This is a genomic window from Corynebacterium sp. KPL2850, from assembly GCF_040225855.1.
Classification (GTDB): Bacteria; Actinomycetota; Actinomycetes; order Mycobacteriales; family Mycobacteriaceae; genus Corynebacterium.
The window spans coordinates 15,736-40,188 of the sequence record NZ_JBEHFV010000002.1 but is presented as its reverse complement, the minus strand read 5'-3'; the positions used below and the strand labels follow the sequence as shown (position 1 = coordinate 40,188).

Below are 24,453 nucleotides of genomic sequence, written 5' to 3'. Positions count from 1 at the left end.
CCAGGAAGGATAATCCGTGACGGACTCAGCCGCTTGGGCCAATCCCTTGCGTAATGCCGCCGATAAACGATTGCCACGCATCGCGGGCCCCGCAGGCATGGTCATCTTTGGCGTGACCGGCGATTTAGCTTTCAAAAAACTCCTGCCAGCCATCTATGACCTCGCCAGCCGCGGCCTCTTGCCCGCCGGCTTCACGCTCGTCGGCTATGGCCGCAGGGACTGGGATAACGCGGACTTCTGCGATTATTTCCGTAACGCGGTAGAAGCCGGTGCCCGCACTGACTTTAACCACGATGTGTGGGAGCACTTATCCCAGGGAATCGAGTTCGTGCAAGGCTCCTTCGACGATGAGGGCTTCGACAGGCTTTCTGCGCGGTTGGCCGAGCTGGATAAGGCCCGCGGAACGGGAAGCAACTGGGCGTACTACCTTTCGGTGCCGCCAGAGTTCTTCTCCGATATTTGCCACCAATTGGAACGCGTGGGCATGGCCAATTCCATGGAGGATTCCTGGCGCCGCGTAATCATCGAAAAGCCCTTTGGCCATGACCAGGAATCCGCGCGCGAGCTCAATGAAATCGTCAACGCGGTCTTCCCCGAATCGGCCGTCTTCCGCATCGATCACTACTTGGGCAAAGAAACCGTACAAAACATCATGGCCCTGCGGTTTGCCAACCAGATTTTTGAGCCAATGTGGAACGCTCACTATATCGACCACGTGCAAATTACCATGGCTGAAGATATCGGCCTCGGCGGCCGCGCTGGTTATTATGACGGAATCGGCGCTGCACGCGACGTTATTCAAAACCACCTTCTGCAGCTGCTCGCCCTCGTCGCAATGGAGGAACCCTCCTCCTTTGAGCCGGAGGCACTGCGCGCCGAAAAGGTCAAGGTGCTGCGCGCTACGCAGCCGGTGCATCCGCTGAATAAAACCACCGCTCGTGGCCAGTACACCGCCGGCTGGCAGGGCTCGGAATACGTGAAGGGCTTGCGCGAAGAAGAAGGCTTTGATCCCGCCTCCACTACCGAGACCTATGCGGCGTGTACGCTGGAGGTCAATTCGCGGCGCTGGGGAGGCGTGCCGTTCTACCTGCGCACGGGAAAGCGGCTGGGACGTCGCGTCACCGAGATCGCCCTAGTCTTCAAGGCCGCACCGAACCAGCCTTTTGTCGATGGCGAAACCGATGCCCTTGGCCAAAATGCGGTGGTTATCCGGGTTCAGCCAGACGAGGGCGTGACCATGCGCTTTGGCTCAAAGGTGCCGGGCTCCACCATGGAGGTACGCGATGTGAACATGGACTTCGCCTACGCCGAGGCATTCACCGAGGAATCCCCCGAGGCCTATGAGCGTCTCATCCTGGATGCCCTCCTCGATGAATCATCCCTGTTCCCCACCAATGAAGAAGTCGAACTATCATGGTCGATTTTGGATCCGATCATCGATTATTGGTCCAAGCATGGTGAGCCCGAAGATTATAAAGCGGGCACGTGGGGGCCCACCTCAGCCGATAAGATGCTGCGCCGCCGGGGTCATTCCTGGCGCCGCCCGTAGAAGGGACGTAGTCAATGATTATTCCATTGCCTAATACCACCACCGGTGAAATAGCCAAGAAGCTTGTCGATGCCCAAGAGCACTACACCCGCACCACGGGCCGGGTGCTCACCCTAATCGTGGAGGCACAAGAAGGTGACGATCTGGAGCAAATCCTTGCCTCTGTGCGCGATGCCTCTCATGAACACCCCTCCCGCGTGCTCGTCGTGGTCCCCGGCGACCCGAATTCTGATACCCAGCTCGATGCCCAGCTCCGCGTCGGCGGCGAGGCCGGTGCCTCTGAGACCGTCGTCATGCAATTGCATGGTGCGCTCGCGGATCAAGCCGAGTCCGTGCTCACCCCGCTCTTGCTGCCGGATACCCCGCTGGTCGCATGGTGGCCCAACGTGTGCCCCCAGGTGCCGTCAAAGAGCCCCGTGGGCAAATTGGCCCAACGCCGCATCACCAATGTGGCTCATAAAGGCACCGTGGGCGAGCAGGATCTGCGCGCGCTTTCTGATGGCTATTCCCCCGGCGATTCCGATATGTCCTGGGCCTCCATCACGCTATGGCGCGGGGTTGTCGCATCGGCGCTCGATCACCATCCCCATGAGAAGGTGATATCGGTAGAGGTCGCCGGCCCCGCCGGGCATCCTGCGCCAAACTTCGCAGCGGGTTGGTTGCTCGACCGCCTCAGCGTCCCGGTACAGCGCACGGCCGAGGAAGCTAATAGTGACTATTTCCCGGTTACCCACCTGCGCTTTAACCGGGAATCGACCCACGTGGATGTGGATGTCGTCGATGAGCGCACTGTGCGAGTGCGCGTACCGGGTACACCTGACTCGCTAGTCAGTTTGAGCCCGCGCACGCAAACCGAAATCCTCTCTGAGGAATTGCGACACCTCGATGCCGATAAAACTTACGCCCAGGCACTACGTGCTCTGGGAGAAGTAGACTACAGTAAGCTTTAACAGCGCACTTGTTTATACCGATTCTTTGCAAAGGATTCTGATACCGAATGGTAACGCTTCACCGCGTCAGCGATGTAGATGACCTTATTTCCCAAGCCGCACTCAAATTCATCGAGACCATCGCCGGTATCCAAGCCGGCAATGGTGGCCTCCATGGTGACGGCGTAGCAAGAATCGTACTAACAGGTGGGGGCGCAGGAATTGGACTGCTGCACGAGCTCGCGCGCCTTGACTTCGCCGCCCAGCAGCAAGGTGAGAACTATCCCGCCTTGCGCATCGATTGGTCCCGCGTGCATATCTTCTTTGGCGATGAGCGCAATGTTCCGGTCAGTGACCCAGATTCCAATGAAGGTCAAGCGCGTTCCGCGTTGCTCGACCACGTCGATATCCCCGATCAGAATATCCACGGATTCGACCTTGGTGCGGTCTCCATGGAGGCTGCCGCCAATGCCTACGAGCCAGAGTTGAAAGACTTCGCACCTTTGGGCTTCGATCTACACCTTTTGGGAATGGGCGCAGAAGGCCACATTAACTCCATGTTCCCCCACTCTCCTGCCATCCGTGAGCAGGAAGAACTCGCGGTACCGGTGCACGATTCGCCCAAGCCGCCGAGCGAGCGCATTACCCTCACGTTGCCGGCGGTCAATAGGTCCGAGCGCGTCTGGCTCTTAGTCGCTGGGGAAGAAAAGGCCGCTGCCGCAAAGAACATCGTTGACGGCGTCGACGCTGAAGAGTGCCCAGCCGCCGGTGCGCAGGGGACGAAGGAAACGATCCTGTTCTTGGCAGACGATGCCGCCCAGGAGCTGTAAAGCCAGCAGCGCCGGCACCGCCACTTAACGCATAAGCGCCGGTACCTCGGTCCTTTCCCTTCTCTACGAAGGGTTATGTGACTGAAGTACCGGCGCTGTTTTGCGCGGTTGGCCGCCGCTAGTGGTTAGCGGTGGCCTGCCGCGTGCTTCCTAAGAAGCGTAGGCCTGGATAAGGTTAAGGCCAACGATGCAGGCCAACCAGATAATCACCATGACGACGGTATAGCGGTCTAGGTTCTTTTCCACCACGGTCGAACCGGACAGGTTCGATTGCACACCGCCGCCGAAAAGGCTAGACAGGCCGCCGCCTTTGCCCTTGTGTAAAAGCACAAAGATGGACATCAAAATAGCTGAAATTAGCAAAATGATTTCCAGTGCTAAGACCATGAGGTTCTTCCTTTTCTCAACGTGCGCCCAGTGGCACCTTCGATGTACTACCGAAAGTCACGCTAGCCACCGGCGCGAAGTACTTACCTGCTTTGCCTACGCAAAGCAATCACAAGGGCCTACTGTACACCATGCCGCGGGCGGGGCTCACCCCAACCCGCGGCACACAAGTCACCTTGTGATGGTTGTTAACGCATGTTAACTAACGGCATTAGCGGCATTGGCAGCCAACTTGGCAAAGTCCTCTCCTACCAAGGAAGCACCACCGATAAGGCCGCCGTCTACGTCGGGCTTGCTGACGATATCAGCAACGGAATCGACCTTCACGGAACCGCCGTACAGGATGCGGATGCCCTCGGCGACCTCGTCGCCCGCGAGTTCCTTGACCAGGCCGCGGATGGCGGCGCACACTTCCTGCGCGTCATCGGCGGAGGCAACCTTGCCGGTGCCGATGGCCCACACGGGCTCGTAGGCGATAACCGTCTTGGATAGCTGCTCGGCGCTAAGTCCCTGCAGAGAATCGCGGGTTTGGTTCACCACGTAGTCAACGTGGGTTCCGGCCTCGCGCACGTCGAGCGGCTCGCCCACGCAGACGATGGGGCTGATGCCATTCTCCAGGGCCGCTGCGGCCTTCTCAGCGACCAGCTGGTCAGTTTCGCCGTGGTATTCGCGGCGCTCGGAGTGGCCGACGACTGCCCAGCTGCAGCCCAGTTTGCTCAGCATCTGACCGGATACCTCACCGGTGTAGGCGCCGGATTCGTGCTTGGAGATATCCTGCGCACCGTAGGTGATCTTCAGCTTATCGCCCTCAACGAGGGTCTGAATGGTGCGGATATCGGTAAATGGAACCATGTAGGCTACATCGACCTTGTCGTGGTAATCCTCCGGCAGGGAGAAGGCAAACTTTTGAATGGAACCGATGGCCTCGATGTGATCGAGGTTCATCTTCCAGTTGCCAGCAATAAGTGGTGTACGTGCCATAATTAATCCTTTCTGTGTACGCCTGTATTTAGCTGTTTTAAGCGGTTTATGCCTCGAGCACGGAAACGCCCGGCAGCTCCTTGCCCTCGAGGTATTCAAGGGATGCGCCGCCGCCGGTGGAGATGTGGCTAAAGCCATCCTCGTCGAGACCCAGGGTGCGCACGGAGGCTGCGGAGTCGCCGCCGCCGACGACGGAGAAGGAACCGTTGGAGGAGGTGGCATCGATAATCGCCTGCGCCACCCCAGCGGTGCCCTTGGAGAAGGCTTCCATTTCGAATACGCCCATGGGTCCGTTCCAGAATACGGTCTTGGAATCTGCCAGTACGTCGGCAAATTTCTCGACGGACTTGGGTCCGATGTCCAGGGACATCCAGCCCTCAGGGATGCCATCGAGCTCAACAACCTTGGTCTCAGCGTCTGCGGCGAACTCGCTGGCGGCGGTGAGGTCTACCGGAAGGACGATCTTGTCGCCGAAGCGCTCCAGCAGGCTCTTGCAGTTTTCGATCTGGTCCTCTTGCAACAAAGACTCCTGAACGTTGTAGCCCTTAGCGGCCAGAAGGGTGTAGCACATGCCACCGCCGATGATGATCTTGTCGGCCTTTCCGGCAAGGGCTTCGATAACGCCGAGCTTGTCGGAAACCTTTGCGCCGCCCAGAACGACGACGTAAGGGTGCGCTGGATCCTTGGCCACGGTGGACAATACGTCCAATTCCTTTTCCACCAGCTTGCCGGCGTAGGCGGGCAGGCGCTTGGCGACGTCATACACAGACGTCTGTGCGCGGTGAACAACGCCGAAGCCGTCGGAGACGAAGGCGCCGTTATCGGCAGCCAGGGCGACGAGCTCGTCGGCGAATTCGCCGCGCTCTGCCTCATCCTTAGAGGTCTCGCGTGGGTCAAAGCGAACATTTTCTACCAGCATGACATCGCCGCTGTTTAGTCCGTTGGCGCGCTCGTGGGCGTCTTCGCCGGTGACGTCGTTGGCCAAGGCAACGTACTGGCCTAGGGCCTCAGACAGCGCTTCTGCGACCGGAGCCAGGGAGTACTTGGAATTTACCTCACCCTTGGGGCGGCCGAGGTGTGCGGAAAGGATGACCTTCGCGCCGCCATCGACAAGAGCCTTAATGGTGGGAAGAGATGCGGTAATGCGGCCGGGATCGGTGATATTTCCATCATCATCCAGCGGCACGTTGAAGTCAGAACGAACCAGAATGTGGCGGTCCTCTACGCCTTCTTCTAGCAGGTTATCTAGGGTCTTAAAAGCCATGTGTTACTCCTTTTAAAGTGAACTCTACAGTTGAGGTTCCTACATAAAAGGATACCGGCCACAACGTCGTGCCGTCAGGGCGTTCGTTGTGGCCGGTATCGCATTAAGGACTGCTCTGTCTTAGAACTTTAGAGCTTTTCTGCAACCAGGTTGGTCATGCGGACGAGCTGGGAGGTGTAGCCCCACTCGTTGTCGTACCAACCCAGAACCTTGACTAGGTTGCCGTTGGAGACCTTGGTCATGCCGGCGTCGAAGATGCAGCCGTGCGGGGAGGTGACGATGTCGGTGGAAACCAGAGGATCCTCGGTGTATGCGAGGGTGTCCTTCAGCTCGCCTTCAGCTGCCTCCTTGAGTGCGGCGTTGATTTCCTCAACGGTGACGTCGCGGGAAGCGGTGAAGGTCAGGTCGGTTGCGGAACCGGTGATGACCGGAACGCGCATTGCGTAGCCGTCCAGCTTGCCTTCCAGCTCAGGCAGGACCAAGGACACGGCCTTAGCTGCACCAGTGGAGGTAGGTACCAGGTTGACGGCTGCGGCGCGGGCGCGGCGCAGGTCCTTGTGGGGAGCGTCCTGCAGGCGCTGGTCACCGGTATATGCGTGAACGGTGGTCATCAGGCCCTTTTCCACACCGAACTTGTCATTCAAGACCTTGGCCATAGGGGCCAAGCAGTTGGTGGTGCAGGAAGCTGCAGAAATAACGTTGTGCTCAGCTGGGTCGTAGGTGTCGGAGTTAACACCGTAGACGAAGGTTGCGTCAACTTCCTTACCAGGGGCGGAAATGATGACCTTCTTGGCGCCGGCCTCGATGTGAGCCTTTGCGTCGTTACCGTTGGTGAACAGGCCGGTGGACTCGATAACGAGGTCTACATCCAACTCGCCCCACTTCAGGTTCTTCGGGTCCTTCTCATTGAAGACCCGGATGCGGTTGCCGTTGACGGTGATGGAGTCATCGTCGTAGGTAATCTCGCCGTCGAAGCGACCCAGTACGGAGTCGTACTTCAACAGGTTAGAGAGAGTCTGGTTATCGGTCAGGTCGTTGACGGCAACGATCTCAAGGTCGTTGTCGGTCCGGTTAACAGCGTGGAAGAAGTTACGACCAATGCGGCCAAAGCCGTTAATGCCTACGCGGGTAGTCACTGTAAATCTCCTCAAAGAGTCGAGTAATTATTTCTATGGGCCTACCGCGGGTCCTTCGAGTACTTTACTGCTCTGGGTGAGTAAGGTGCCCGAGGCTTTGCCCAACAACCGCAATACTACAGAGCCTTTAAGCCGCGTGCAGAGGCCTTCACGGCTGGCAGTGCAGTATCTGAAACTTTCCCGATATGGGCGTATAATTTTCCCGAGTTCCTTTGTTTCTTCCGAATGAACCGGCTGTTCAAGCCCGTTTAGGTTGGTTCTTGTGGACTTTACACCGTTAATGTGCGATATATCACTACCCAAAGCATTTTTCCCACTTCGTCGCACACCGGTTGCCAAAGATACGGTGCTATAAACTAATTTAACCCAAATCACACCACAGCTTTTATGACGCGATATGCTTGCGCTAACTCACTGTGTTCCAGGTAGCACTCGGGCATTCGCTGGGCGCTAATCTCTCGCCTGAAACGCGTGGGCAACAAATTTACATCCCCCCGCAGACCGAATGCGCCTGCGATAGTACCCCCGTTAGAATCGAGGATACTCAATGTTTGAGATAAACACCTCTGTTGTGGGAGACAGTCTTGGGCTCACCGCGCTCGTGGCGATTCTCCCCCTCGTCGCTTTCTTCATTATGTTGATGGGCTTTAAAGCCCGCGCACATACATCAGGAGCCGTCGCCCTTGCGACCTCCATCATCCTAGCCATAATTGCCTTTGCGATGCCCGTGGATATGGCATTGTCCTCCGCGGTCCGCGGTGGGCTCTTCGGCCTATTGCCCATTGTCTGGGTCATTATTACGGCAATTTGGTTTTACGAGATCACGGTCGCCTCAGGCCGCTTCGAAGATCTGCGTAAGACCTTCGACCTCTTAGGCGATGGCGATATCCGCATCCAATCGATGCTCATCGCCTTCTGTTTCGGTGGCCTCCTTGAAGCCCTTGCGGGCTTCGGCGCCCCCGTAGCCATCACCGCCACCATGATTATGGCGCTCGGCGTAAAGCCCCTGCGCGCAGCCACGGTAGTCCTCATTGCAAATACCGCTCCAGTGGCGTTCGGCGCGGTTGGTATTCCAGTCACCACCGCCGGTGAGGTTGGCGGGCGTACCGCCGAGCAAACCCAAGATATTGCCGGCCTTATTGCCCTGCAGGTCTTGGTCATTGCCGCCATCGTCCCGTTCCTTATCGCATTCATCCTGGACGGCATGCGCGGCGTGAAGGAAACTGCGCCCGCCGCCGCGGTCATCGGTATTTCCTTTGCCGGAGCACAGTGGCTTACCGCAACCTTCTTTGCTTACCAGCTCACCAACGTTATTGCCTGCATTGTGTCCTTGGGGGCCGCCTTCATCTTCCTCCGCGTGTGGAAACCACGGGGCGTTACCCAGCTGCGCGAGCGCATGGAGCTGCCCGCCGCAGAAACCGCGACCGACTTGAACGGCCGCCGCATCTGGATGGCGCTGCTGCCCTACGCCGTCGTTACCGCAGTATTTGCCGTTGCTACCGCAGCACCAGCGATCTTCGGATTCTGGAAGCTGAAGTTCGCGTGGCCGCTGCTTGATGGCACCGTCATCGGCACTAATGGTGAGGCCATGGACACCAGCTTTAGCTTCAATGTCTTTGGCAACCCGGGTACCTTGCTCTTGCTCTCCGGCATTATTGTGGCCATCGTTTACCACTTCTGGAACGAAAACGGCCGCTACAAGCTCAGCTTCGCCCAACCCGTGCAGGCCTTTGGTGAAGTTGCCAACCGCATGAAGTTCTCCGGCCTGACCATTGTCTTGGTCCTCGCTCTGGCCTACACGATGAACTACTCGGGTCAGACCATCGCCATCGGTGAATTCGTTTCCTCCGCTGGTTCCATCTTCGCGCTCTTCGCTCCGGTGCTGGGCTGGATTGGTACCGCGGTTACTGGCTCCGATACCTCTGCAAATGCGCTCTTTGGCAACCTGCAGGTCGCCGCCGCTGACCGCATTGGTGTGAACCCTGACCTCATGCTGGCCGCCAATACCGCCGGTGGTGTTGTGGGTAAGATGATTTCGCCACAGTCCCTGGCCATTGCGGCAACCGCCGTATCCATGGAAGGCAAGGAATCTGTCATCCTGAAAAACGTCGTGGGCTACTCCATCGCGTTCTTGGCCGTTGTCTGTGTCATCGTCTTCTTGATGACCAACGTCTTGGGCTTCTTGGTCCCATAAAGCACAAGCCACCGCTAACTAAAAGCACCTCAGCCGCGGCACAACACAAGGCGGGAAGGAAAGCACCTCAATGCATTCCTTCCCGCCTTTCGTGGATCAATGAGCTGAAGTCAATCGTGCCCTGCGATTATGAGTCACCAAAAAGATCGTCCGAGATGGACTCGTTGGTATCGGGGATATCCAATTCTTCGGCCCGCTTATCCGCCATGGATAACAAGCGCCGAATGCGCCCGGCCACGGCATCCTTAGTCATGGGCGGATCCGCGAGCCTGCCAAGCTCCTCCAACGAGGCCTCGCGATGCTGCACGCGCAAGCGGCCGGCATCGGCTAGGTGCTCAGGAACGTCATCACCGAGGATTTCCATCGCCCGATCCACGCGCGCCGCGGCGGTCACGGCGGCCCGTGCCGAGCGGCGCAGGTTGGCATCATCAAAATTATCCAACCGGCGCGAAGTATCGTGCGCCTCACGCTTTACCCGCTTCTTTTCCCAAGACAAGCGGGTCACTTGCGCGCCCATGCGGGTAAGCAGTGCACCGATGGCATCGCCGTCGCGGACAACCACCCGATCTTCGCCGCGGGTCTCTTTAGTCTTCGCGGAAATCCCCAGGCGCCGTGCGCAGCCCACGAGTGCCAACGCGGCCTCTTGGCAGGGGCAGGTTACCTCCAATGCCGAAGAGCGCCCTGGTTCCGTCAGGCTGCCGTGCGCAAGGAAGGCACCGCGCCACGCCGCCTCGCTATCAGCCACGGTGCCGGAAATGACCTGCGGCGGAAGACCCACCACGGCATGACCGGAGCGAGTAATCAGGCCTAGGCGCCGGGTAAGCTCCCTCGCTCCTTTAGTGATGCGCACGATGACGCGCGATTTCTTCACCGTCCCCGCAGGGCCGACAACGTGGCTTTCCGCTTCTATCCCGTAAAGCTCGTCTAAAGCCACGATGATGCGCTGCGCAATTGCCTTGTTATCGAGCTCAAGCTCATAGGCCATGCTCTCGCCAGAGACATCTACCTCTCCGGCGAAGCGCAGGATAGATGCAAGCTCCGCAGCGCGCGCGGACTGACGTGTCACGCCAACCGCCGCTAGTTCTTCTTTGACCTGTTCGGTCAACGGTGTGGTCACCTAGTTCGCCCCATTTCTCTGTCACAGTCACGAATGACGCTTGTGCAATGCACGGTCCCACGCGCGCCAACTACTGCGTGGGAAACGGAATTCTCTTATTTTACCGAGTCCCGCGCCCTGAGGACTGGCTGGCCTGACCTTAGCTAGGCCCGCCGGTACTCGTTATAAAGATCCACGATGACAGAAGAAAGTTTGTCTGGATCGTGTTTCATCAATCGCTGTCCATTGTCATCCTGGATACTGACATCCGCAAATACCGCGCGTGCGCCCAAGGCTTGCGCGGCGCGCTGCACATATACCCGTTCGCTCTCATTTGGCAGCGCTGCCGCATCCACGACGATGCGGTCGATGCGCAAATCCGGGGCGTGACGGGCCAGCACATGCACGTGGCGCTCCGCGGAAAAGCCTTGGGTTTCTCCCGGCTCGGCCGACAGGTTGAGCATGACCACGCGCAAAGCATTGGACTCAGAAATGGCCTGGACGATTTCTGGCACCAACGTGTGCGGCAAGACCGAACTAAACCAGGATCCTGGACCGATGGTGATAAGGTCAGCCTGCCTAATGGCCTCCAGCGCGGCGGGATTGGCTTGTGGGGCTTCAGGCAGGATTCGCACGCGCCGCACATGCCCCGGCGTCGATGCCACCGCGACCTGGCCACGGACCTGGCGCATGACTCGGGGGTCATCGTCAAGCCCTGAGACATCGGCCTCAATCTCTAAGGGGTGCGGAACCACGGGGATGACCCGCCCGTGCGAGTGGGTAAGCTCCGCTACCGCGTCCAAGGCGGCCTGATAATCGCCCAAGACCCCGGTCAAACCCGCGATCATGAGGTTGCCCACGGCGTGGCCAGCCATGGCGCCATTGCCGCCGAAGCGATGCTGAAGGGTTTTGCCCCACAGCTCGCCTACGCGATTGTCATCGGCTAGCGCGGCCAACGCCATGCGCAGGTCACCGGGCGGAATGATATCCAGTTCCCGGCGCAGGCGCCCCGAGGAACCGCCATCATCGGCAACCGTCACGATGGCAGAAATATCCGCCGCATTACTGCGCCGTGCGGATAAAAGCGTTTGATAAAGGCCATGGCCGCCGCCAAGGCAGACCATATGAGAAGGGTGTTTCATACAGTTATTAATGCTCCTCAGCCCTAATTACGGGCGATATCCCGGTGCAAAATGCTGACGTCAAGGGTGTCATTGGCGCGCAGGCGCTTGGCGATGTCCTCCGCGACCGCCACCGAGCGGTGATGCCCGCCCGTACAGCCGACGCCCACGGTGATGAAGTTCTTTCCCTCGTGCCGGTATCCCTCCAGCATGGTGGAAAACATGGCGACAAAATTATCCACGAATTTCTGCGCGGCAGGCTGCGACAGGACATAATCGGCCACGGGCGCATCTGTACCGCGGCAGCCGCGCAGCTCCGGAATCCAATAGGGGTTGGGCAAAAAGCGCACGTCAACGACGATATCCGCATCGCGCGGGGAACCATTCTTGAATCCGAACGATTCCACCGTGACGTGCTGATTGGTATTTTGAAATTCGCCAAACGCAGCTTCGATAGCCCGGCGCAAATCATGAATCGACAGGTTCGTGGAATCAATGATGATATCGGAGCGATCCCGGATCTCCGCCACCGCTTGGCGTTCGCGTTGGATACCCACCTTCAAGGTATCGTCGCCCTGCAGCGGGTGGGTGCGACGCACGGAGTCGAAGCGACGGATGAGCACGTCATCGCGGGCGTCGAGAAAGAGCACAGTAGGCTTCATGCCCAATGCCGTTAGCTCATCAATGGTTTCCATGAGGGAGCCTGGAAACATGCGGGAACGCACGTCCGTAACCGCAGCGACCTTTTCAACGGGCGTTTCTTCCTGGTTGCACAATTTCCACAGATCCACGATGGCGCGCGGCGGGATATTATGCGCCACATAGTAGCCCTTATCCTCAAAAACCTTGGCGGCGGAGCTCAACCCGCCGCCGGACATGCCGGTAATCAAGATGGGCGGAGTGTCGAAGTGCGTCATGCACACCAGTCTAGCGTTTTCGCGCTCGGCACTTCTGCCAGAAAGCTGCTTATTTACTGTGCGTCGTGCAACTTATCGTAGACGGTCTGCGCCAGTTTCGGCCCAAAGCCGTTGACCTCGCAAATCTCATCCACCGTGGCCGCCTTGAGCTTTTTGACGGAACCGAAATGCTTGACCAAATCCGTCCGGCGTTGCGGACCAAGCCCCGGAATTGCATCGAGCGCCGAGGAGCGCATGCGCTTAGAGCGTTGTTGCCGGTGATAGGTGATGGCAAATCGGTGTGCCTCATCGCGAATTTGCTGCAGCAAAAACAGAGCCTGGGAATTGCGCGGCAAAATCACCGGTTCATCATCCCCTGGCACCCAGATTTCCTCCAAGCGCTTGGCCAGCCCCACGAGGGTGACATCGACGATGCCCAGCTCATCAAATACCTCTTGCGCCGCAGCCACCTGGGGCGCGCCGCCGTCCACGATGAACAGCTGAGGAGGATAGGCAAAGCGGCGGCCTGCCTCAGCGGATTCTTCTGCCACCTTTTCTTCCGCGAAGGAGGATTCTTCCTTTTCCTCATCCGGGTTCGCCAACTTATCTTGGTTGTGCCGCTTAAACCGGCGGCGCGTGATCTCCGCAATGGAGCCAACGTCATTGGAATGCCCGTCGCCGGCTGCTTCCTTGATGCGATAGCGCCGGTAATCGGACTTCTTCGGGATGCCGTCTTCAAAAACCACCAGGGAGGCGACGACATCGGTGCCTTGGATATGCGAAATATCGGTGCACTCGATGCGCAGCGGTGCCTGATCCATTCCCAAGGCATCCTGGATATCCTGTAGCGCTGCGGACCGCGCTGTGAGGTCGCCGACACGCTTGAGCTTGTGCTGGCGCAGCTGCTCCTTGGCGTTCTTTTCCACGGTATCCATAAGCGAACGCTTGTCACCCCGTTGCGGTACGCGCAGATCAACCCGCGCGCTACGCAGCTCTTCCAAGAGGGAGACCACTTGTTCGGATTCTTCCGGCATGGCTTGGACCAAAATCTCACGCGGTATGACGTGGACATGGCGCTGTTCCATGTGCGATTCCTGGTCCACGCCGCGTCGTGGCACATCCGCAGCTAAAGCCGCATCCTCACGGGCTTCTTGTTCTTCTCGCTCCACGGCATCGGAGTAAAACTGGATGAGGAAGTTTTGCACCAAGGCGGGCAAGGCCGGATCGGGTTGGCCCTCCTCGATGGGTTCAGAGGTTGCCTGGTCGCCGGCGCGTTCAACGACCCAACCGCGCTGCCCGCGAATCCTGCCGCCGCGCACGTGAAAGATTTGGACGGCGGCTTCTAATTCATCGGAATTAAACGCAATCAGATCGGCATCGGTGCCATCGGCGAAGACAACCGCTTGTTGCTCCATAATCTTATCGATGGCCCCAAGGTCATCGCGCAACCGCGCCGCGCGCTCAAATTCCAGGTTTTCGGCGGCAGCCTCCATGTCCTTGACCAGCTTGCGCCTAACGCCCGCCGTGTTGCCGTTCATGAACGAAACCAACTCATTGACGGTCCCGCGGTGTTCTTCCTTGCTTACCCGCCCGATACAGGGCGCGTCGCACTTGCCGATGTATCCCAAAAGGCACGGCCGTCCCAGCCGCTCATGACGGTTATATACGCCCTTGGAACAGGTGCGCATGGGGAAGACTCGGGTGAGCAGATCCAGGCTTTCGCGCACAGCCCAAGCGTGGGAATAGGGGCCAAAGTAGCGCACCCCCTTGCGGCGGGGGCCGCGGTAGAAAAAGGCGCGCGGGACGATCTCTCCCACCGAGACGGCAAGCATGGGATATGTCTTGTCATCGCGGTACATGACGTTGAAGTGCGGGTCGAACCGCTTAATCCAGGTATATTCCAGCTGCAGCGCTTCAACTTCGCTGGCAACAACCGTCCACTCCACGGAGCTGGCGGTCAACACCATTTGCCGCGTGCGCGGGTGCAGCTGCGTGATGTCTTGGAAATAATTGGACAGGCGCGCCCGCAGGTTTTTGGCCTTGCCTACGTAGATGACGCGCTTGTTTTCATCGCGGAACTTATAAACGCCCGGCTCCGTCGGAATGGTTCCTGGGGCGGGGCGATAGATGGTTGGATCTGCCAATGCTTAATCCTGCGGCATGTATTTGGCTTCCAGATCGCGGAAGTCACGGACTTTTGTGATCACGGTATCTTTATCGCCGGATTGCAGCGCCCACACGGGCACGGCCTCAAATTCGGGCAGCTCGAGGCGGGCCATGCGCTGGCCGACGGGGAAGGATAGTCCGTAGACCACCTGCCACGGGTAAAAGCGCGTGCCGATGATATTGCGGACCTCTACTCCATCCTCATTGGCTTGCAGCCACGGCCGGTTCAGCGCGATCCAGGACAAGATGGAAACGACTACGCCCACGCCGGGGAAAGCGAATTTATCGATAGTGGTCACGTGCGCGCCGGTAAAGGAGATATCGAGCGTGACACCCATGAAAATATGGATGGCCATAACCAGGATGACCCAGCCGATGGCGATCTTGCGCAAGAACGGGGACTTGGCGGTATATTCCCACGGCTTCGACGTGGTCCGTGCGAAGGGATCCGCGCTGGTATAGGCCAATACCTCTGCATCGCTGAGAGAGCGGCGCGGGTGGGATTCATTCGAGGCTGCGGCCTCATTCATGTGCTTTACTCCTCCGGAAGTCCTGCCTGCCTTTAATCTGCGTTTAGTCTACGCAATTGCAGCGCGGTATCTAAAGCCGCAATCATGGATTCTGCGCCCTTGTTTTCCGCCGAGTCAGGAAAGCCTGCGCGATCGATGGCCTGCTGCTGGTCATTGACCGTCAATACCCCATTGCCAATCGGCGTCGATTCATCCAAGGAGATGCGCGTTAGGGCTTGGGTGACGGAATCGCAGACGTAATCGAAGTGCGGGGTACCGCCGCGGATGACGCAGCCCAAGGCGACGACGGCGTCGAATTTCCGCGCGGCTGCTTGGACAACCACGCCTAGTTCCAGGGAACCGACGACGCGGAACTCCGCGACCTCTGCCCCATTAGCACGCGCCGTCTCCACGGCCTGCTGATGCAACTGATCGCAGACCTCCTCGTTCCACGTCGCGGTCACCACCGCAACGCGCAGGCCGCGCGCATCTACCTGGGCGATAGCCGGCAATCCTTCTTTACTCATTTACCTAATTCTCCTTCGTGCTGCGCGTCCCACTGTGCCACCTGCGGAAGATCGTGGCCCATGCGGTCGCGTTTGGTCCGCAGATAACGAATATTATCGGCGTTGGCGGCGATGGTAAGTGGGGTATGTTGGCTGACTTCGATGCCGAATCCGGCGAGCCCTTCCCCCTTGTGCGGGTTATTGGTCAACAGTTGTGCCGATTCCACCCCAAGGTCCTTCAGGATCTGGCCGGCCACAGAATACTCCCGGGCATCTTCTGGCAGCCCTTGTTCCGAATTGGCATCGACTGTATCCCAGCCCTCGTCCTGGAGGCGGTACGCCTGGAGCTTGTGCACCAATCCGATCCCGCGGCCTTCGTGGCCCCGCAGGTAAATGACTACCCCGCTGCCGGCTTCTTGCACCTTGCGCAGGGATTCCTGCAATTGGGGGCCGCAGTCGCACCGGCGCGAGCCAAAGACGTCACCGGTAAGGCACTCGGAATGCACGCGCACCACGACATCGCGGGCGCCGCGAAGCTGCGCGGGATCCCCGGCGATTAGGGCAATATGTTCTTGGCCGTCAAGGTCATGGCGGTAACCAATCGCGGTGAATTCGCCATACTCCGTGGGCAGGCGGGTTTCCACCGCGCGCTGGGTTTGCACCTCATGGTGGCGGCGCCACTCAATAAGCTGCGCGATAGAGATCAGCGCAAGGCCATGCTTATCGGCAAAGCGGCGCAGTTCCGGCCCGCGGGCCATATCCGTCGGGTCTTCTTCTGATACGACTTCACACAGCACGCCGGCGGGACGAAGGCCTGCAAGGCGCGCCAAATCGACGGCGGCTTCCGTGTGCCCATCGCGCTCTAATACTCCGCCGGGTCGCGCGCGCAGGGGGACCACGTGGCCGGGCCGGGTGAAGTCACTGGAGCGAGTCGAAGAATCAGCCAAGCGGCGGATGGTTTCCGCGCGGGAGGCCGCAGAAATTCCGGTAGAACCCGTCGCAGCATCCACGGTGACCGTATACGCGGTCTGGCGCACGTCCTGATTCTGCGCCATCATCGGCGGCAAATCGAGCCGCTGGCAATCTTCCGGCAATAATGAGGCACAGACATATCCGGAGGAATACCGCACCATAAACGCGACCAGTTCCGGGGTTGCCAGCTCCGCGGCAAAGATCAGATCCCCTTCGTTTTCCCGTCCTTCATCATCCATGACGATGACCGGCTTGCCGGCGGCAATCTCCGCAATGGCGTGATCGATGGCATCAAAATGGATGCTCTCTTCAGTCGCGAACATAACCTAGCAGTCTAGTCCTTTGCTTGAGCAATTCCGGATTCGGGGTGAAGCATCTTTTCTACATACTTCGCCAGCACATCCACCTCGAGGTTTACGATATCGCCGGGCTGAGATTCGCCGTGCGTCGTCTCCCGCAAGGTGGTGGGAATAAGGGAGACCTCAAACCAGTCGTCACCTACGGCGCTGACCGTCAAAGACGTGCCATTGACCGCAATAGAGCCCTTTTCCACGACGTACTGGGCAAGCTCGCGGGGCAAGCTAAAACGCAGCACGTCCCAATTCTCCGAATGCTCGCGCGAGACCAACCGTGCTGTGCCATCGACATGGCCCTGCATAATATGTCCACCCAGCCGCGTGGTGGGCAGTAATGCCGCCTCGACATTCACCCGCGCGCCTTCTTCCAGCTGACCGAGTCCCGTCCGGTCCAAAGATTCTCGCATCACATCGGCGCAGAAAATATCCCCATCCAATTCCGCGATGGTAAGGCACACGCCATTGATGGCAATGGAATCCCCTAAGCGCGCGTCACCCACCGTCTGCGGCGCGCGGATGCTCAACCGCAGCGCATCCGCCTGTGGCTCAAGTGCGGCCACCGTGCCTAGCTCTTGTACTAGCCCTGTAAACAATGATTCCCCTTGTATTTATCTCTAAAGTATCTAATCTTTTAACGCTCGTTCCGCGCCTCGTATTCGATGAGGACATCGGGCCCGAGGTTGGTGGTGCGCACGGTGGTAAAACGTGGGGCATCGGCAAGCGTGTGCGCCACCGCATTCGCCAGAACCCCGCGCCCCTGGCCTAGCAAAATAGGGGCAATATACGCAGCAAGCGCGTCCACAACACCGGCCTCGATGAAGCTCTGGGCTAGGCCCGCCCCACCTTCAACCAAGACGTCCCGCGCGCCGCTGGCATACAGCTCCTTCAACGCGCCCTCGATGGTGTCATATTGTTCGAATCCCAGTTGCTGCAGGTGAGAGACCTTCTCACCCGCGAACTGGAGCTCGCGCTTGCCGATGACCACCCGGCGCGGCTGGTGCTCCCGCAGGCTCCCATCGCCATTACGTGCGGTAAGCGAGGGGTTATCGGCAAGCGCGGTGCCGGTGCCGATGATGATGGCGTCGCGCCGCGCCCTATCGGCGTGGACCCACTCGCGGGCCTTAGGCCCGGTGATCCACTGGCTCGTGCCATCGGCGGCAGCGGTAAATCCGTCTAGGGTCTGCGCAAATTTCAGGGTGACATGCGGGCGTTGTAGCTTCACAGCGCGCAACCATGCAAGCACCGCGTCTTCGACGCCATCTGGTGCGGTGAGCTGGCCCACCTCAACCCCGGCTGCGGCTAAGGCCTGCGCTCCCCCGCCTGCTTGTGGTGTGGGGTCGGCATGCAGGTAGTACACGCGGGCAATTCCGGCATCGATAAGTGCGGTGGCGCAGGGACCCGTCCTGCCCGTATGTGCGCACGGCTCCAGGGTAACCACGGCCGTACCGCCGCGCGCCTTCTCGCCGGCCGCGCGCAGCGCCATGACTTCCGCGTGGGCACCGCCCACCGGCTGGGTCGCACCAATGCCCACAACGGCGCCGGTAGCAGACAAAATCACCGCACCTACCGGCGGATTCGGGCTCGTGGTACCGCGCACCGCCGCACCGGCCCGCATGGCCTCAACCAATGCTTCGGAAACGCAGGTTTCATCCATCGCGCCAGCCATTATGAACGCGTTGCAAGCGCGCGCAGTTCTTCCACCGCCTGCGCTGGATCATCGCTTTTGAATACGGCCGATCCCGCCACGAAGGAATCGCATCCGGCCTCGGCTGCCAAGGCAATCGTATCCGGATCGATGCCGCCGTCGATCTCAATGATGGTATCGAGATTCTGCTGGTCGATGCTCTCGCGCAGGGCGCGGACCTTATCCAGCATGGCGGGCATGAATTTCTGGCCGCCAAAACCTGGTTCCACGGACATGACCAGCACCTCATCGAAGTGATGTAGCTTGTCTAGCCACGGCTCGATGGGCGTATCCGGTTTGATGGAAAAGGCCGCACGCGCACCCAGGTCTCGGATCTTGTGGGCCAAGTCCACCGCGGCGACCTCATCATCTACCGCCTCCACGTGGAAAATGACAGAAGTGGCACCGGCCTTGATGTAGCTCTCCACCCATTTCGCCGGCTCCTCAATCATCAGGTGCACGTCAAGCGGCTTATCCGTGGACTTTCTCACCGTGGCCGTAATATCCGGGCCAAAGGAAAGGTTGGGGACAAAGTGGCCGTCCATGATGTCTACATGGATCCAATCAGCGTTGGAAATGGCCTCTAGTTGTTCACCCAACCGCGCGAAGTCAGCAGCCAAAATTGACGGAGAAATAAGTGGTGCAGGCATACCGTTAATTCTAGCTCCCTTCCTCATCGCCGCGCCGCAATACCGCCATGAACATGGCATCGGTGCCGTGGCGGTGCGGCCACATTTGGACAGATTTTTCTTTGCCCACATTGCCCATATCTGGGATAAATTCCCGCGCATCTAGCTCCTGTGCACCCAGCTTTTCTACCGCCTGGTCCACGATGGTGCGGGTTTCGCGCAGGTCCGGCGAACACGTGGAATACACCACGACCCCGCCCGGCCGCACGAGCTTGAGAGCAGAGGACAATAGCTCGAATTGCAATGTCGAAAGCTCGGCAATATCGGCTTCAGATTTCCGCCAGCGTGCCTCTGGACGGCGCCGCAAAGCGCCCAGCCCCGAACACGGCGCGTCCACTAAGATGCGATCGAAGCCCGAGCCCACCTGCGGGTCGCGGCCATCGGCCACATGGACGGTCACCGGCAACCCCTGCACGGTCTTTTCAATCAGTTTCGCGCGGTGCGGTGATACCTCCACCGCATCAACGTGCGCGGATTCGATGCGCGCTAAGGCCCCCATCAGGGCCGCCTTGCCGCCCGGGCCCGCGCACAGGTCGAGCCAACGTCCCTGATCAGTACCGCTGACGGGCACCTCGCAGACCGCGCGGGCGATAAGCTGTGAGCCTTCATCTTGTACCGCGGCCATTCCCTGCTGGACCGGTTCCAATTGGCCTGGGTCCCCGGAATCCATATACACCGCATAGGGCGAATAGGTACCTTCTTCATTTCCGGTAATCAGCGCCAATTCCTCGGCGGAAATTTCGCCTGGCCGCGCCACCAGGTGCACGCTCGGGCGCTCGGAATCCGCCGCTAAGGCAGCGGGCAATTCCTCGGGGTCGACAACGCGGGCAAAAGACTCCGCGATCCACGTTGGGTGCGCATGCCTAAAGGCCAGGCCTGCAATCTCGCCTTCTGGGGCCAGCCGCTTGAGCCACTCATTCGGCGGTGTGCGGGTAATGGTGCGCAAGATGCCATTGGCGAATCCCTTCGCTTTTTCTTCCCCTCCTGCCACAACGAGCCGGACGGAGGTATCTACCGCCGCGTGGGGTTCCACGCGCGTATACAGCACCTGGTAGGTACCCAGGCGCAGGGCATCGATGACCACCGGCGAGATTGACTCAAGCTCGCGCGAAGAACACCGCGCGATCACCGCATCGAGCACACCCAAGGTGCGCAGGGTGCCATAGGTAATCTCCGTGGCAAATGCGGCATCGCGGCCAGAAAGCTTCTGCTTGCGCAGTGCCTTGGGCAAGACGAGGTTGGCAAACGCATCCTCTTCACTTACCCGGCGCACCACATCGAAGGCAACGGCGCGGGCCGGATCCACGCCCTGGTCGATGGCGGCCTGCACAAGGGACTTCCCCGCGCCTGCGTTCTGCGCGCCCGCATTCCGGCTACCCCGGCCACCCCGGGTATCCCGATGACCTCGGTTGCCCTGGCGTTGCGGACCACGCTTGCTTTGATCACGCTTGCCTTGGCCACGCTGCGCACTACCGCGCTGCGCATTGCCGCGCTGGGGCGCACCATTCTTGCCGTGCTGCGTAGCCTCCGGCGCCTTGTCGCCAGACTTACTGCGGGAGCGGAATCCACCAGTCACTGGAACCTCACCTCTGCGTTCTTTCCTAATCCACGCGCCCAATCGGCCGCATTCATCATCTTTTTGCCCGGTGGCTGAATCCTATCCAGCTGCACCGGCTGCGTCGCGGTCCCGATATACACCGCGTCCTTGCTAATCAGCGCCTCGCCAGGCTGCAGGAGCTTGTCGATGCCCTCGGTGAGGCGGACCGGGCCTACCTTGAGGCGGGCATCGTCAAGCAGCGTCCACGCGCCCGGGCCCGGGGTGTGGGCGCGGATATGCCGGTCAATGGCAAACGCTGGCTGCGCCCAGTCAATGCGGGCTGCCGCGGTAGAGATCTTCGGCGCATAGGTGGCCTCCCCATTTTGGGCCTGCGGCTCCAGCGTGCCGGCCTCGAGCCCATCCATGGTGGCTACCAGGAGATCCGCGCCGGAATACGCCAGGCGGGTGAGCAGGTCGTCCGCAGTATCTGTCCCGGTGATGGTTTCTGTGACCGTGCCGAAGACCGGGCCCGTATCCAGGCCTTCTTCGATCCGGAAGGTGGACGCGCCGGTAATATCATCGCCCGCCGCGATAGCCGCTTGCACCGGTGCCGCACCCCGCCAGGCGGGAAGAAGGGAAAAGTGCAGGTTGACCCAGCCATGGCGCGCGACATCCAAGAGATCCTTGCTAATGAGATTGCCATAGGCCACCACCGGGATGGCCTCTGGCTGCAGCTCGGCCAAGCGCTGGCGCAGGTTATCGCCATCTTCCGTACCAGGCCGCAGCGTGGCCGGGGTTAGCACCTCGATGCCGTGTTCTTGCGCCAGCGCCTTCACCGGGCTCGGGTGAAGGCTGCGGCCCCTGCCCTTCTTTGCATCGGGCCGGGTAATGACCGCTACCACTTCGTGGCTGGAGGCAAGCAATTTCTCCAATGCCACCACCGCCGGCTCTGGGGTGCCAGCAAAAATAATCCGCATACTGGATGAGTCTCCTCGAGGTCTCGGGTGAAAATTCTAGGGTACAACGACCCCGCCTGCGTTGCCGAAGCTCGCCTAGCCCGCGGTATTAAACCACTCGGCTTCGCGGATAGTACGCATGGCGGCCTTGCGGTCGGTATCACCAAGCCGGCGCAGGAATAACACCCCATCAAGGTGATCGGTTTCATGCTGAATGCACCGCGCCAAAAGGCCGGAGGCCACCATTCCCACCGGCCGGCCTTCTACATCGCGCCCAGAGACAAATACCCGATTGTGCCGCGGCGTATCGGCGCGAATCCCAGGAATGGATAGGCAGCCTTCCGGGCCAGCCTGCATGTCTTCTCCCAAAGGCGTCCACACGGGATTAATCAGAGCCCCGCGCAACCCGGTCTGCGTATGCGAACAGTCATAGACAAAGATGCGCTTGAGTATGCCCACCTGGTTCGCCGCCAGCCCTACCCCACCTGCGGCATCCATGGTCTCCAGCAGGTTTTGCGCCAAAGTGCGAAGACCAGAGTCAAAGGTAGTAATCTCTTCTGCCCGCGTACTCAGTACGGGATCCCCGTAGAGCCTGATGTCTAATTCCGCCACTGAATCTTCCCTTCCTCATGTACTGCCTATTCACCTAAGTTTATGCGCACTTCTAACCCACGTGAATGGGATCGACCATGATGCGTAGTGGCAATTCATCCTTCCGGGCGCTGCGCGCCGCATTAGCCTTGCGCAATGCGCGCCCAAGCTGCGACCGCGGCCCCAGCGGGGCTCGCACCACTAGACGTTGCGGTGGGCCAAAGCGGTCCGCATCGTATTCCCCGGGGAGGCTGTCCCCTGGCGGGAGCGGAACCGGGCCTAGAACCTCGGCGTGCTCTGGCAGATCCACCAACTGCTCGAAGGAATCCAAAGCGGCGTCCGCCCCGTCAATGGCGGCGAAGTGCACGGCCGGCGGAAAGCGCACCTCGCGCCGGGCACGCAATTCTTCTGCCGCGGCCGCGACCATGTCCCAACTTATGAAGTGGCGAACCACGGGAAGTTCCGGATCCGCAGCGATGATGACGCGCCCGCCCTTAAAATGCGGCCTGACCATGGTGGCCGCCTGCGCCCATTTGGCCAGGCAGTCCTCGGTGGCGCGCAAGTCTTGCCGGTTTAACAAAGTGCCCGCATCCAATAAGAGGGCCGCGCCATAGGCGCCGCCTTTCACCCGCGGCTCAGCGCCCGGGGTGGCAATCACTAATGCCGGGGCATTTTCAATTGAGCCCACAACCTTATTTCCGCCGGAGACCACAACGGATGTATTGGGAAAGGCGCGCCCCAATTCCTCCGCGGTGCGTTCAGAGCCTAAAACGATGGCGCGCAGCCGCGGCGAGCCGCACTCGGTACAGCGGTGATTGGTGGCAATGCGCCCACACCAGCGGCAGGTAGGCATGACCGCCTCCTCGCTTGAGCGCTCGGAGCTCGGAGGCAACCCCAATGGCCCGTTACAGTGGCGGCACCGCGCAGGAGAATGGCACTTTCCACAAGCCAAAATAGGCGCGTAGCCCTTGCGCGGGACCTGCACAAGCACCGGTTCACCGCGGTCGAGGGCCTGCTGTGCTGCCTGAAAGGCCGGCGCTTGCACAGAGGTCGTACCGCCCTCCAAATCCCGGGAAATGGACAGCCCGTAGGCACCAATGGCCAAAATATCGGGCCGGCGTGCCTCTATGGTTGAGGCGCTCGGTATGAGGTCGTGTGCCCACCCTGAATCCACCAATAATTGGGTTTCTGCCGTGCGCGAATGGTTGGCCGCAATGAAGCTGCAATTTTCGAAGGCAGAGCGGGTAGTAAGCACCTCCCGGGCGTGGACGTAGGGCTTGATATTGTCCACCAAGTTATCGTTACCGTCATCAAAAATAACGGCTAGCTGGAGGTTGTCCACGGGAGTAAAAGCCGCCGAGCGCGTACCAATGACTATTCGCGCCTGGCCCACCAAGGCCGAAAGGTAGCGGCGATAGCGCGCTTGCGGGCCCATACTATTGGTCAGCACCGTGATTTGTTTCGGCCCCACGACAGCGCGCAGGGCGTTTTCCAGGGCATCAACCACCTTTTGGTCTGGGACGACGATAAGTACGCCTCCCCCGCCCAAGGCAACCTTGGCCGCCAAGGCCGCCAGCGCGTCTTCCCATTCATCGCCGGGGGCGATTTGCCACGCGGCGCGGGCTAATTTCCCGCCCAAGATGGAATCAACGAACGTTTCCCCATGCTGATAGGCAGACCACCCGGATAAATCGGGCTCGCTGGCTGCACCGAGGTCTTCCCACGGGGTATCCAAATCCGCTTCCTCCGCCTTTGCATGGCGCGGCGGAATGGCAGAGCGAATGATATCGGAGCAAATCCCGCCATAGCGATCCGCCAGGGCTTCTACCAGCCGGGACAGCTGCGGTGGGTAGACCTGGAATGGCGAGATGACTCGCTCAATAAAGCGCAGCTGGCCACCGAAGTCGGAATCATGCTTGCGCTCGACGATGATCGCATCCACCAGGCGCCCATTGAACCGGATGCGTACCTTCACCCCGGCTTGGGCGCTTTCAGATTCGGCCTCATCTACCAGGTAATCAAATCCCCGATCAAGGTGAGCAACCCCTAAAAGAGGCAACACCCGCGCGACCGGTTTCCGGACGGCGGGTGTTTTCTTAGGCAT

At 59.8% G+C, this 24,453-nt stretch carries 22 protein-coding genes; 4 read left to right on the top strand and 18 right to left on the bottom strand.

Going from position 1 to position 24,453, the window contains the following annotated elements; all coding sequences use genetic code 11:
• Positions 1 to 16 precede the first annotated feature (16 nt).
• Genes zwf through pgl form a run of 3 tightly spaced genes read left to right on the top strand, consistent with a single transcriptional unit; the run spans position 17 to position 3,308 of the window.
• Positions 17 to 1,549 (top strand): glucose-6-phosphate dehydrogenase, encoded by a 1,533-nt coding sequence (gene zwf / locus ABRP93_RS00960; RefSeq protein ID WP_349886522.1) that lies wholly within the window; start codon positions 17 to 19, stop codon positions 1,547 to 1,549.
• Between the two features lie 14 nt (positions 1,550 to 1,563).
• Positions 1,564 to 2,499: a glucose-6-phosphate dehydrogenase assembly protein OpcA gene (locus tag ABRP93_RS00955; protein ID WP_349886521.1), complete on the top strand. Its 936-nt coding sequence runs from the start codon at positions 1,564 to 1,566 to the stop codon at positions 2,497 to 2,499.
• A 47-nt stretch (positions 2,500 to 2,546) separates the two neighbouring features.
• Complete coding sequence (gene pgl, locus ABRP93_RS00950; RefSeq protein WP_349862205.1) at positions 2,547 to 3,308, top strand: 6-phosphogluconolactonase; 762 nt, start codon at positions 2,547 to 2,549, stop codon at positions 3,306 to 3,308.
• Positions 3,309 to 3,458: 150 nt separating this feature from the next.
• On the opposite strand, the gene secG is transcribed toward pgl, so the two are convergent.
• The 4 genes from secG to gap all read right to left on the bottom strand — a co-directional run bounded on the left by secG (position 3,459) and on the right by gap (position 7,076).
• Positions 3,459 to 3,695, bottom strand: a complete 237-nt coding sequence (secG, locus tag ABRP93_RS00945; RefSeq protein ID WP_005279116.1) for a preprotein translocase subunit SecG — start codon at positions 3,693 to 3,695, stop codon at positions 3,459 to 3,461.
• A 198-nt stretch (positions 3,696 to 3,893) separates the two neighbouring features.
• Entirely contained in the window at positions 3,894 to 4,676 is a 783-nt protein-coding gene (tpiA, locus tag ABRP93_RS00940; protein ID WP_349886519.1) for a triose-phosphate isomerase, read from the bottom strand.
• 46 nt (positions 4,677 to 4,722) lie between these two features.
• On the bottom strand, positions 4,723 to 5,940 hold the full coding sequence (locus tag ABRP93_RS00935; protein ID WP_302520569.1) for a phosphoglycerate kinase: 1,218 nt from the start codon (positions 5,938 to 5,940) through the stop codon (positions 4,723 to 4,725).
• A 128-nt stretch (positions 5,941 to 6,068) separates the two neighbouring features.
• Entirely contained in the window at positions 6,069 to 7,076 is a 1,008-nt protein-coding gene (gap, locus tag ABRP93_RS00930) for a type I glyceraldehyde-3-phosphate dehydrogenase (protein WP_349862203.1), read from the bottom strand.
• A 547-nt stretch (positions 7,077 to 7,623) separates the two neighbouring features.
• On the opposite strand from gap, the gene ABRP93_RS00925 reads away from it, so the two are divergent.
• Positions 7,624 to 9,270 carry an L-lactate permease gene (locus ABRP93_RS00925; protein WP_349862202.1) on the top strand — a complete coding sequence of 549 codons (1,647 nt, stop codon included), beginning with the start codon at positions 7,624 to 7,626 and terminating at the stop codon, positions 9,268 to 9,270.
• Positions 9,271 to 9,397: 127 nt separating this feature from the next.
• Here the strand turns inward: ABRP93_RS00925 and whiA are convergent, their stop codons facing one another.
• The 14 genes from whiA to ABRP93_RS00855 form a co-directional block, all read right to left on the bottom strand.
• Positions 9,398 to 10,387 carry a DNA-binding protein WhiA gene (gene whiA, locus ABRP93_RS00920; RefSeq protein WP_023022454.1) on the bottom strand — a complete coding sequence of 330 codons (990 nt, stop codon included), beginning with the start codon at positions 10,385 to 10,387 and terminating at the stop codon, positions 9,398 to 9,400.
• 143 nt (positions 10,388 to 10,530) lie between these two features.
• Positions 10,531 to 11,508, bottom strand: a complete 978-nt coding sequence (locus tag ABRP93_RS00915; protein WP_023022456.1) for a gluconeogenesis factor YvcK family protein — start codon at positions 11,506 to 11,508, stop codon at positions 10,531 to 10,533.
• 23 nt (positions 11,509 to 11,531) lie between these two features.
• Entirely contained in the window at positions 11,532 to 12,413 is an 882-nt protein-coding gene (rapZ, locus tag ABRP93_RS00910) for an RNase adapter RapZ (protein ID WP_198010490.1), read from the bottom strand.
• Between the two features lie 44 nt (positions 12,414 to 12,457).
• On the bottom strand, positions 12,458 to 14,527 hold the full coding sequence (uvrC, locus tag ABRP93_RS00905; RefSeq protein WP_349886517.1) for an excinuclease ABC subunit UvrC: 2,070 nt from the start codon (positions 14,525 to 14,527) through the stop codon (positions 12,458 to 12,460).
• A 3-nt stretch (positions 14,528 to 14,530) separates the two neighbouring features.
• Positions 14,531 to 15,079 carry a PH domain-containing protein gene (locus tag ABRP93_RS00900; RefSeq protein WP_349886516.1) on the bottom strand — a complete coding sequence of 183 codons (549 nt, stop codon included), beginning with the start codon at positions 15,077 to 15,079 and terminating at the stop codon, positions 14,531 to 14,533.
• Between the two features lie 32 nt (positions 15,080 to 15,111).
• Positions 15,112 to 15,585, bottom strand: coding sequence for a 6,7-dimethyl-8-ribityllumazine synthase (gene ribH / locus ABRP93_RS00895; protein WP_284609441.1), 474 nt, complete (start codon positions 15,583 to 15,585; stop codon positions 15,112 to 15,114).
• Complete coding sequence (locus tag ABRP93_RS00890) at positions 15,582 to 16,859, bottom strand: bifunctional 3,4-dihydroxy-2-butanone-4-phosphate synthase/GTP cyclohydrolase II (RefSeq protein WP_349886515.1); 1,278 nt, start codon at positions 16,857 to 16,859, stop codon at positions 15,582 to 15,584. The genes ribH and ABRP93_RS00890 overlap by 4 nt, the downstream gene beginning before the upstream one ends.
• 11 nt (positions 16,860 to 16,870) lie before the next feature.
• Positions 16,871 to 17,485 (bottom strand): riboflavin synthase, encoded by a 615-nt coding sequence (locus ABRP93_RS00885; RefSeq protein WP_023022467.1) that lies wholly within the window; start codon positions 17,483 to 17,485, stop codon positions 16,871 to 16,873.
• 38 nt (positions 17,486 to 17,523) lie between these two features.
• Positions 17,524 to 18,558: a bifunctional diaminohydroxyphosphoribosylaminopyrimidine deaminase/5-amino-6-(5-phosphoribosylamino)uracil reductase RibD gene (gene ribD, locus ABRP93_RS00880; protein WP_023022468.1), complete on the bottom strand. Its 1,035-nt coding sequence runs from the start codon at positions 18,556 to 18,558 to the stop codon at positions 17,524 to 17,526.
• Positions 18,558 to 19,226 carry a ribulose-phosphate 3-epimerase gene (gene rpe / locus ABRP93_RS00875; RefSeq protein ID WP_023022470.1) on the bottom strand — a complete coding sequence of 223 codons (669 nt, stop codon included), beginning with the start codon at positions 19,224 to 19,226 and terminating at the stop codon, positions 18,558 to 18,560. The genes ribD and rpe overlap by 1 nt, the downstream gene beginning before the upstream one ends.
• Before the next feature lie 10 nt (positions 19,227 to 19,236).
• Positions 19,237 to 20,841 carry an RsmB/NOP family class I SAM-dependent RNA methyltransferase gene (locus ABRP93_RS00870; protein ID WP_349886513.1) on the bottom strand — a complete coding sequence of 535 codons (1,605 nt, stop codon included), beginning with the start codon at positions 20,839 to 20,841 and terminating at the stop codon, positions 19,237 to 19,239.
• Positions 20,838 to 21,779 (bottom strand): methionyl-tRNA formyltransferase, encoded by a 942-nt coding sequence (gene fmt / locus ABRP93_RS00865; RefSeq protein WP_023022474.1) that lies wholly within the window; start codon positions 21,777 to 21,779, stop codon positions 20,838 to 20,840. The genes ABRP93_RS00870 and fmt overlap by 4 nt, the downstream gene beginning before the upstream one ends.
• Before the next feature lie 75 nt (positions 21,780 to 21,854).
• Positions 21,855 to 22,370 (bottom strand): peptide deformylase, encoded by a 516-nt coding sequence (def, locus tag ABRP93_RS00860; protein WP_349886512.1) that lies wholly within the window; start codon positions 22,368 to 22,370, stop codon positions 21,855 to 21,857.
• A 52-nt stretch (positions 22,371 to 22,422) separates the two neighbouring features.
• Positions 22,423 to 24,453, bottom strand: a complete 2,031-nt coding sequence (locus tag ABRP93_RS00855) for a primosomal protein N' (RefSeq protein ID WP_023022478.1) — start codon at positions 24,451 to 24,453, stop codon at positions 22,423 to 22,425.

Bases quoted from the DNA above. Each gene is read 5' to 3' on its own strand.
- ABRP93_RS00925 (WP_349862202.1), top strand. From the start codon at position 7,624: ATGTTTGAGATAAACACCTCTGTTGTGGGAGACAGTCTTGGGCTCACC.
- ABRP93_RS00915 (WP_023022456.1), bottom strand. From the start codon at position 11,508: ATGAAACACCCTTCTCATATGGTCTGCCTTGGCGGCGGCCATGGCCTT.
- ABRP93_RS00935 (WP_302520569.1), bottom strand. From the start codon at position 5,940: ATGGCTTTTAAGACCCTAGATAACCTGCTAGAAGAAGGCGTAGAGGAC.
- ABRP93_RS00955 (WP_349886521.1), top strand. From the start codon at position 1,564: ATGATTATTCCATTGCCTAATACCACCACCGGTGAAATAGCCAAGAAG.
- fmt (WP_023022474.1), bottom strand. From the start codon at position 21,779: ATGCGGATTATTTTTGCTGGCACCCCAGAGCCGGCGGTGGTGGCATTG.
- ribD (WP_023022468.1), bottom strand. From the start codon at position 18,558: ATGGCTGGCGCGATGGATGAAACCTGCGTTTCCGAAGCATTGGTTGAG.
- rpe (WP_023022470.1), bottom strand. From the start codon at position 19,226: ATGCCTGCACCACTTATTTCTCCGTCAATTTTGGCTGCTGACTTCGCG.
- ABRP93_RS00855 (WP_023022478.1), bottom strand. From the start codon at position 24,453: ATGCCTAAGAAAACACCCGCCGTCCGGAAACCGGTCGCGCGGGTGTTG.
- ABRP93_RS00900 (WP_349886516.1), bottom strand. From the start codon at position 15,079: ATGAATGAGGCCGCAGCCTCGAATGAATCCCACCCGCGCCGCTCTCTC.
- secG (WP_005279116.1), bottom strand. From the start codon at position 3,695: ATGGTCTTAGCACTGGAAATCATTTTGCTAATTTCAGCTATTTTGATG.
- ribH (WP_284609441.1), bottom strand. From the start codon at position 15,585: ATGAGTAAAGAAGGATTGCCGGCTATCGCCCAGGTAGATGCGCGCGGC.
- tpiA (WP_349886519.1), bottom strand. From the start codon at position 4,676: ATGGCACGTACACCACTTATTGCTGGCAACTGGAAGATGAACCTCGAT.
- pgl (WP_349862205.1), top strand. From the start codon at position 2,547: ATGGTAACGCTTCACCGCGTCAGCGATGTAGATGACCTTATTTCCCAA.
- ABRP93_RS00890 (WP_349886515.1), bottom strand. From the start codon at position 16,859: ATGTTCGCGACTGAAGAGAGCATCCATTTTGATGCCATCGATCACGCC.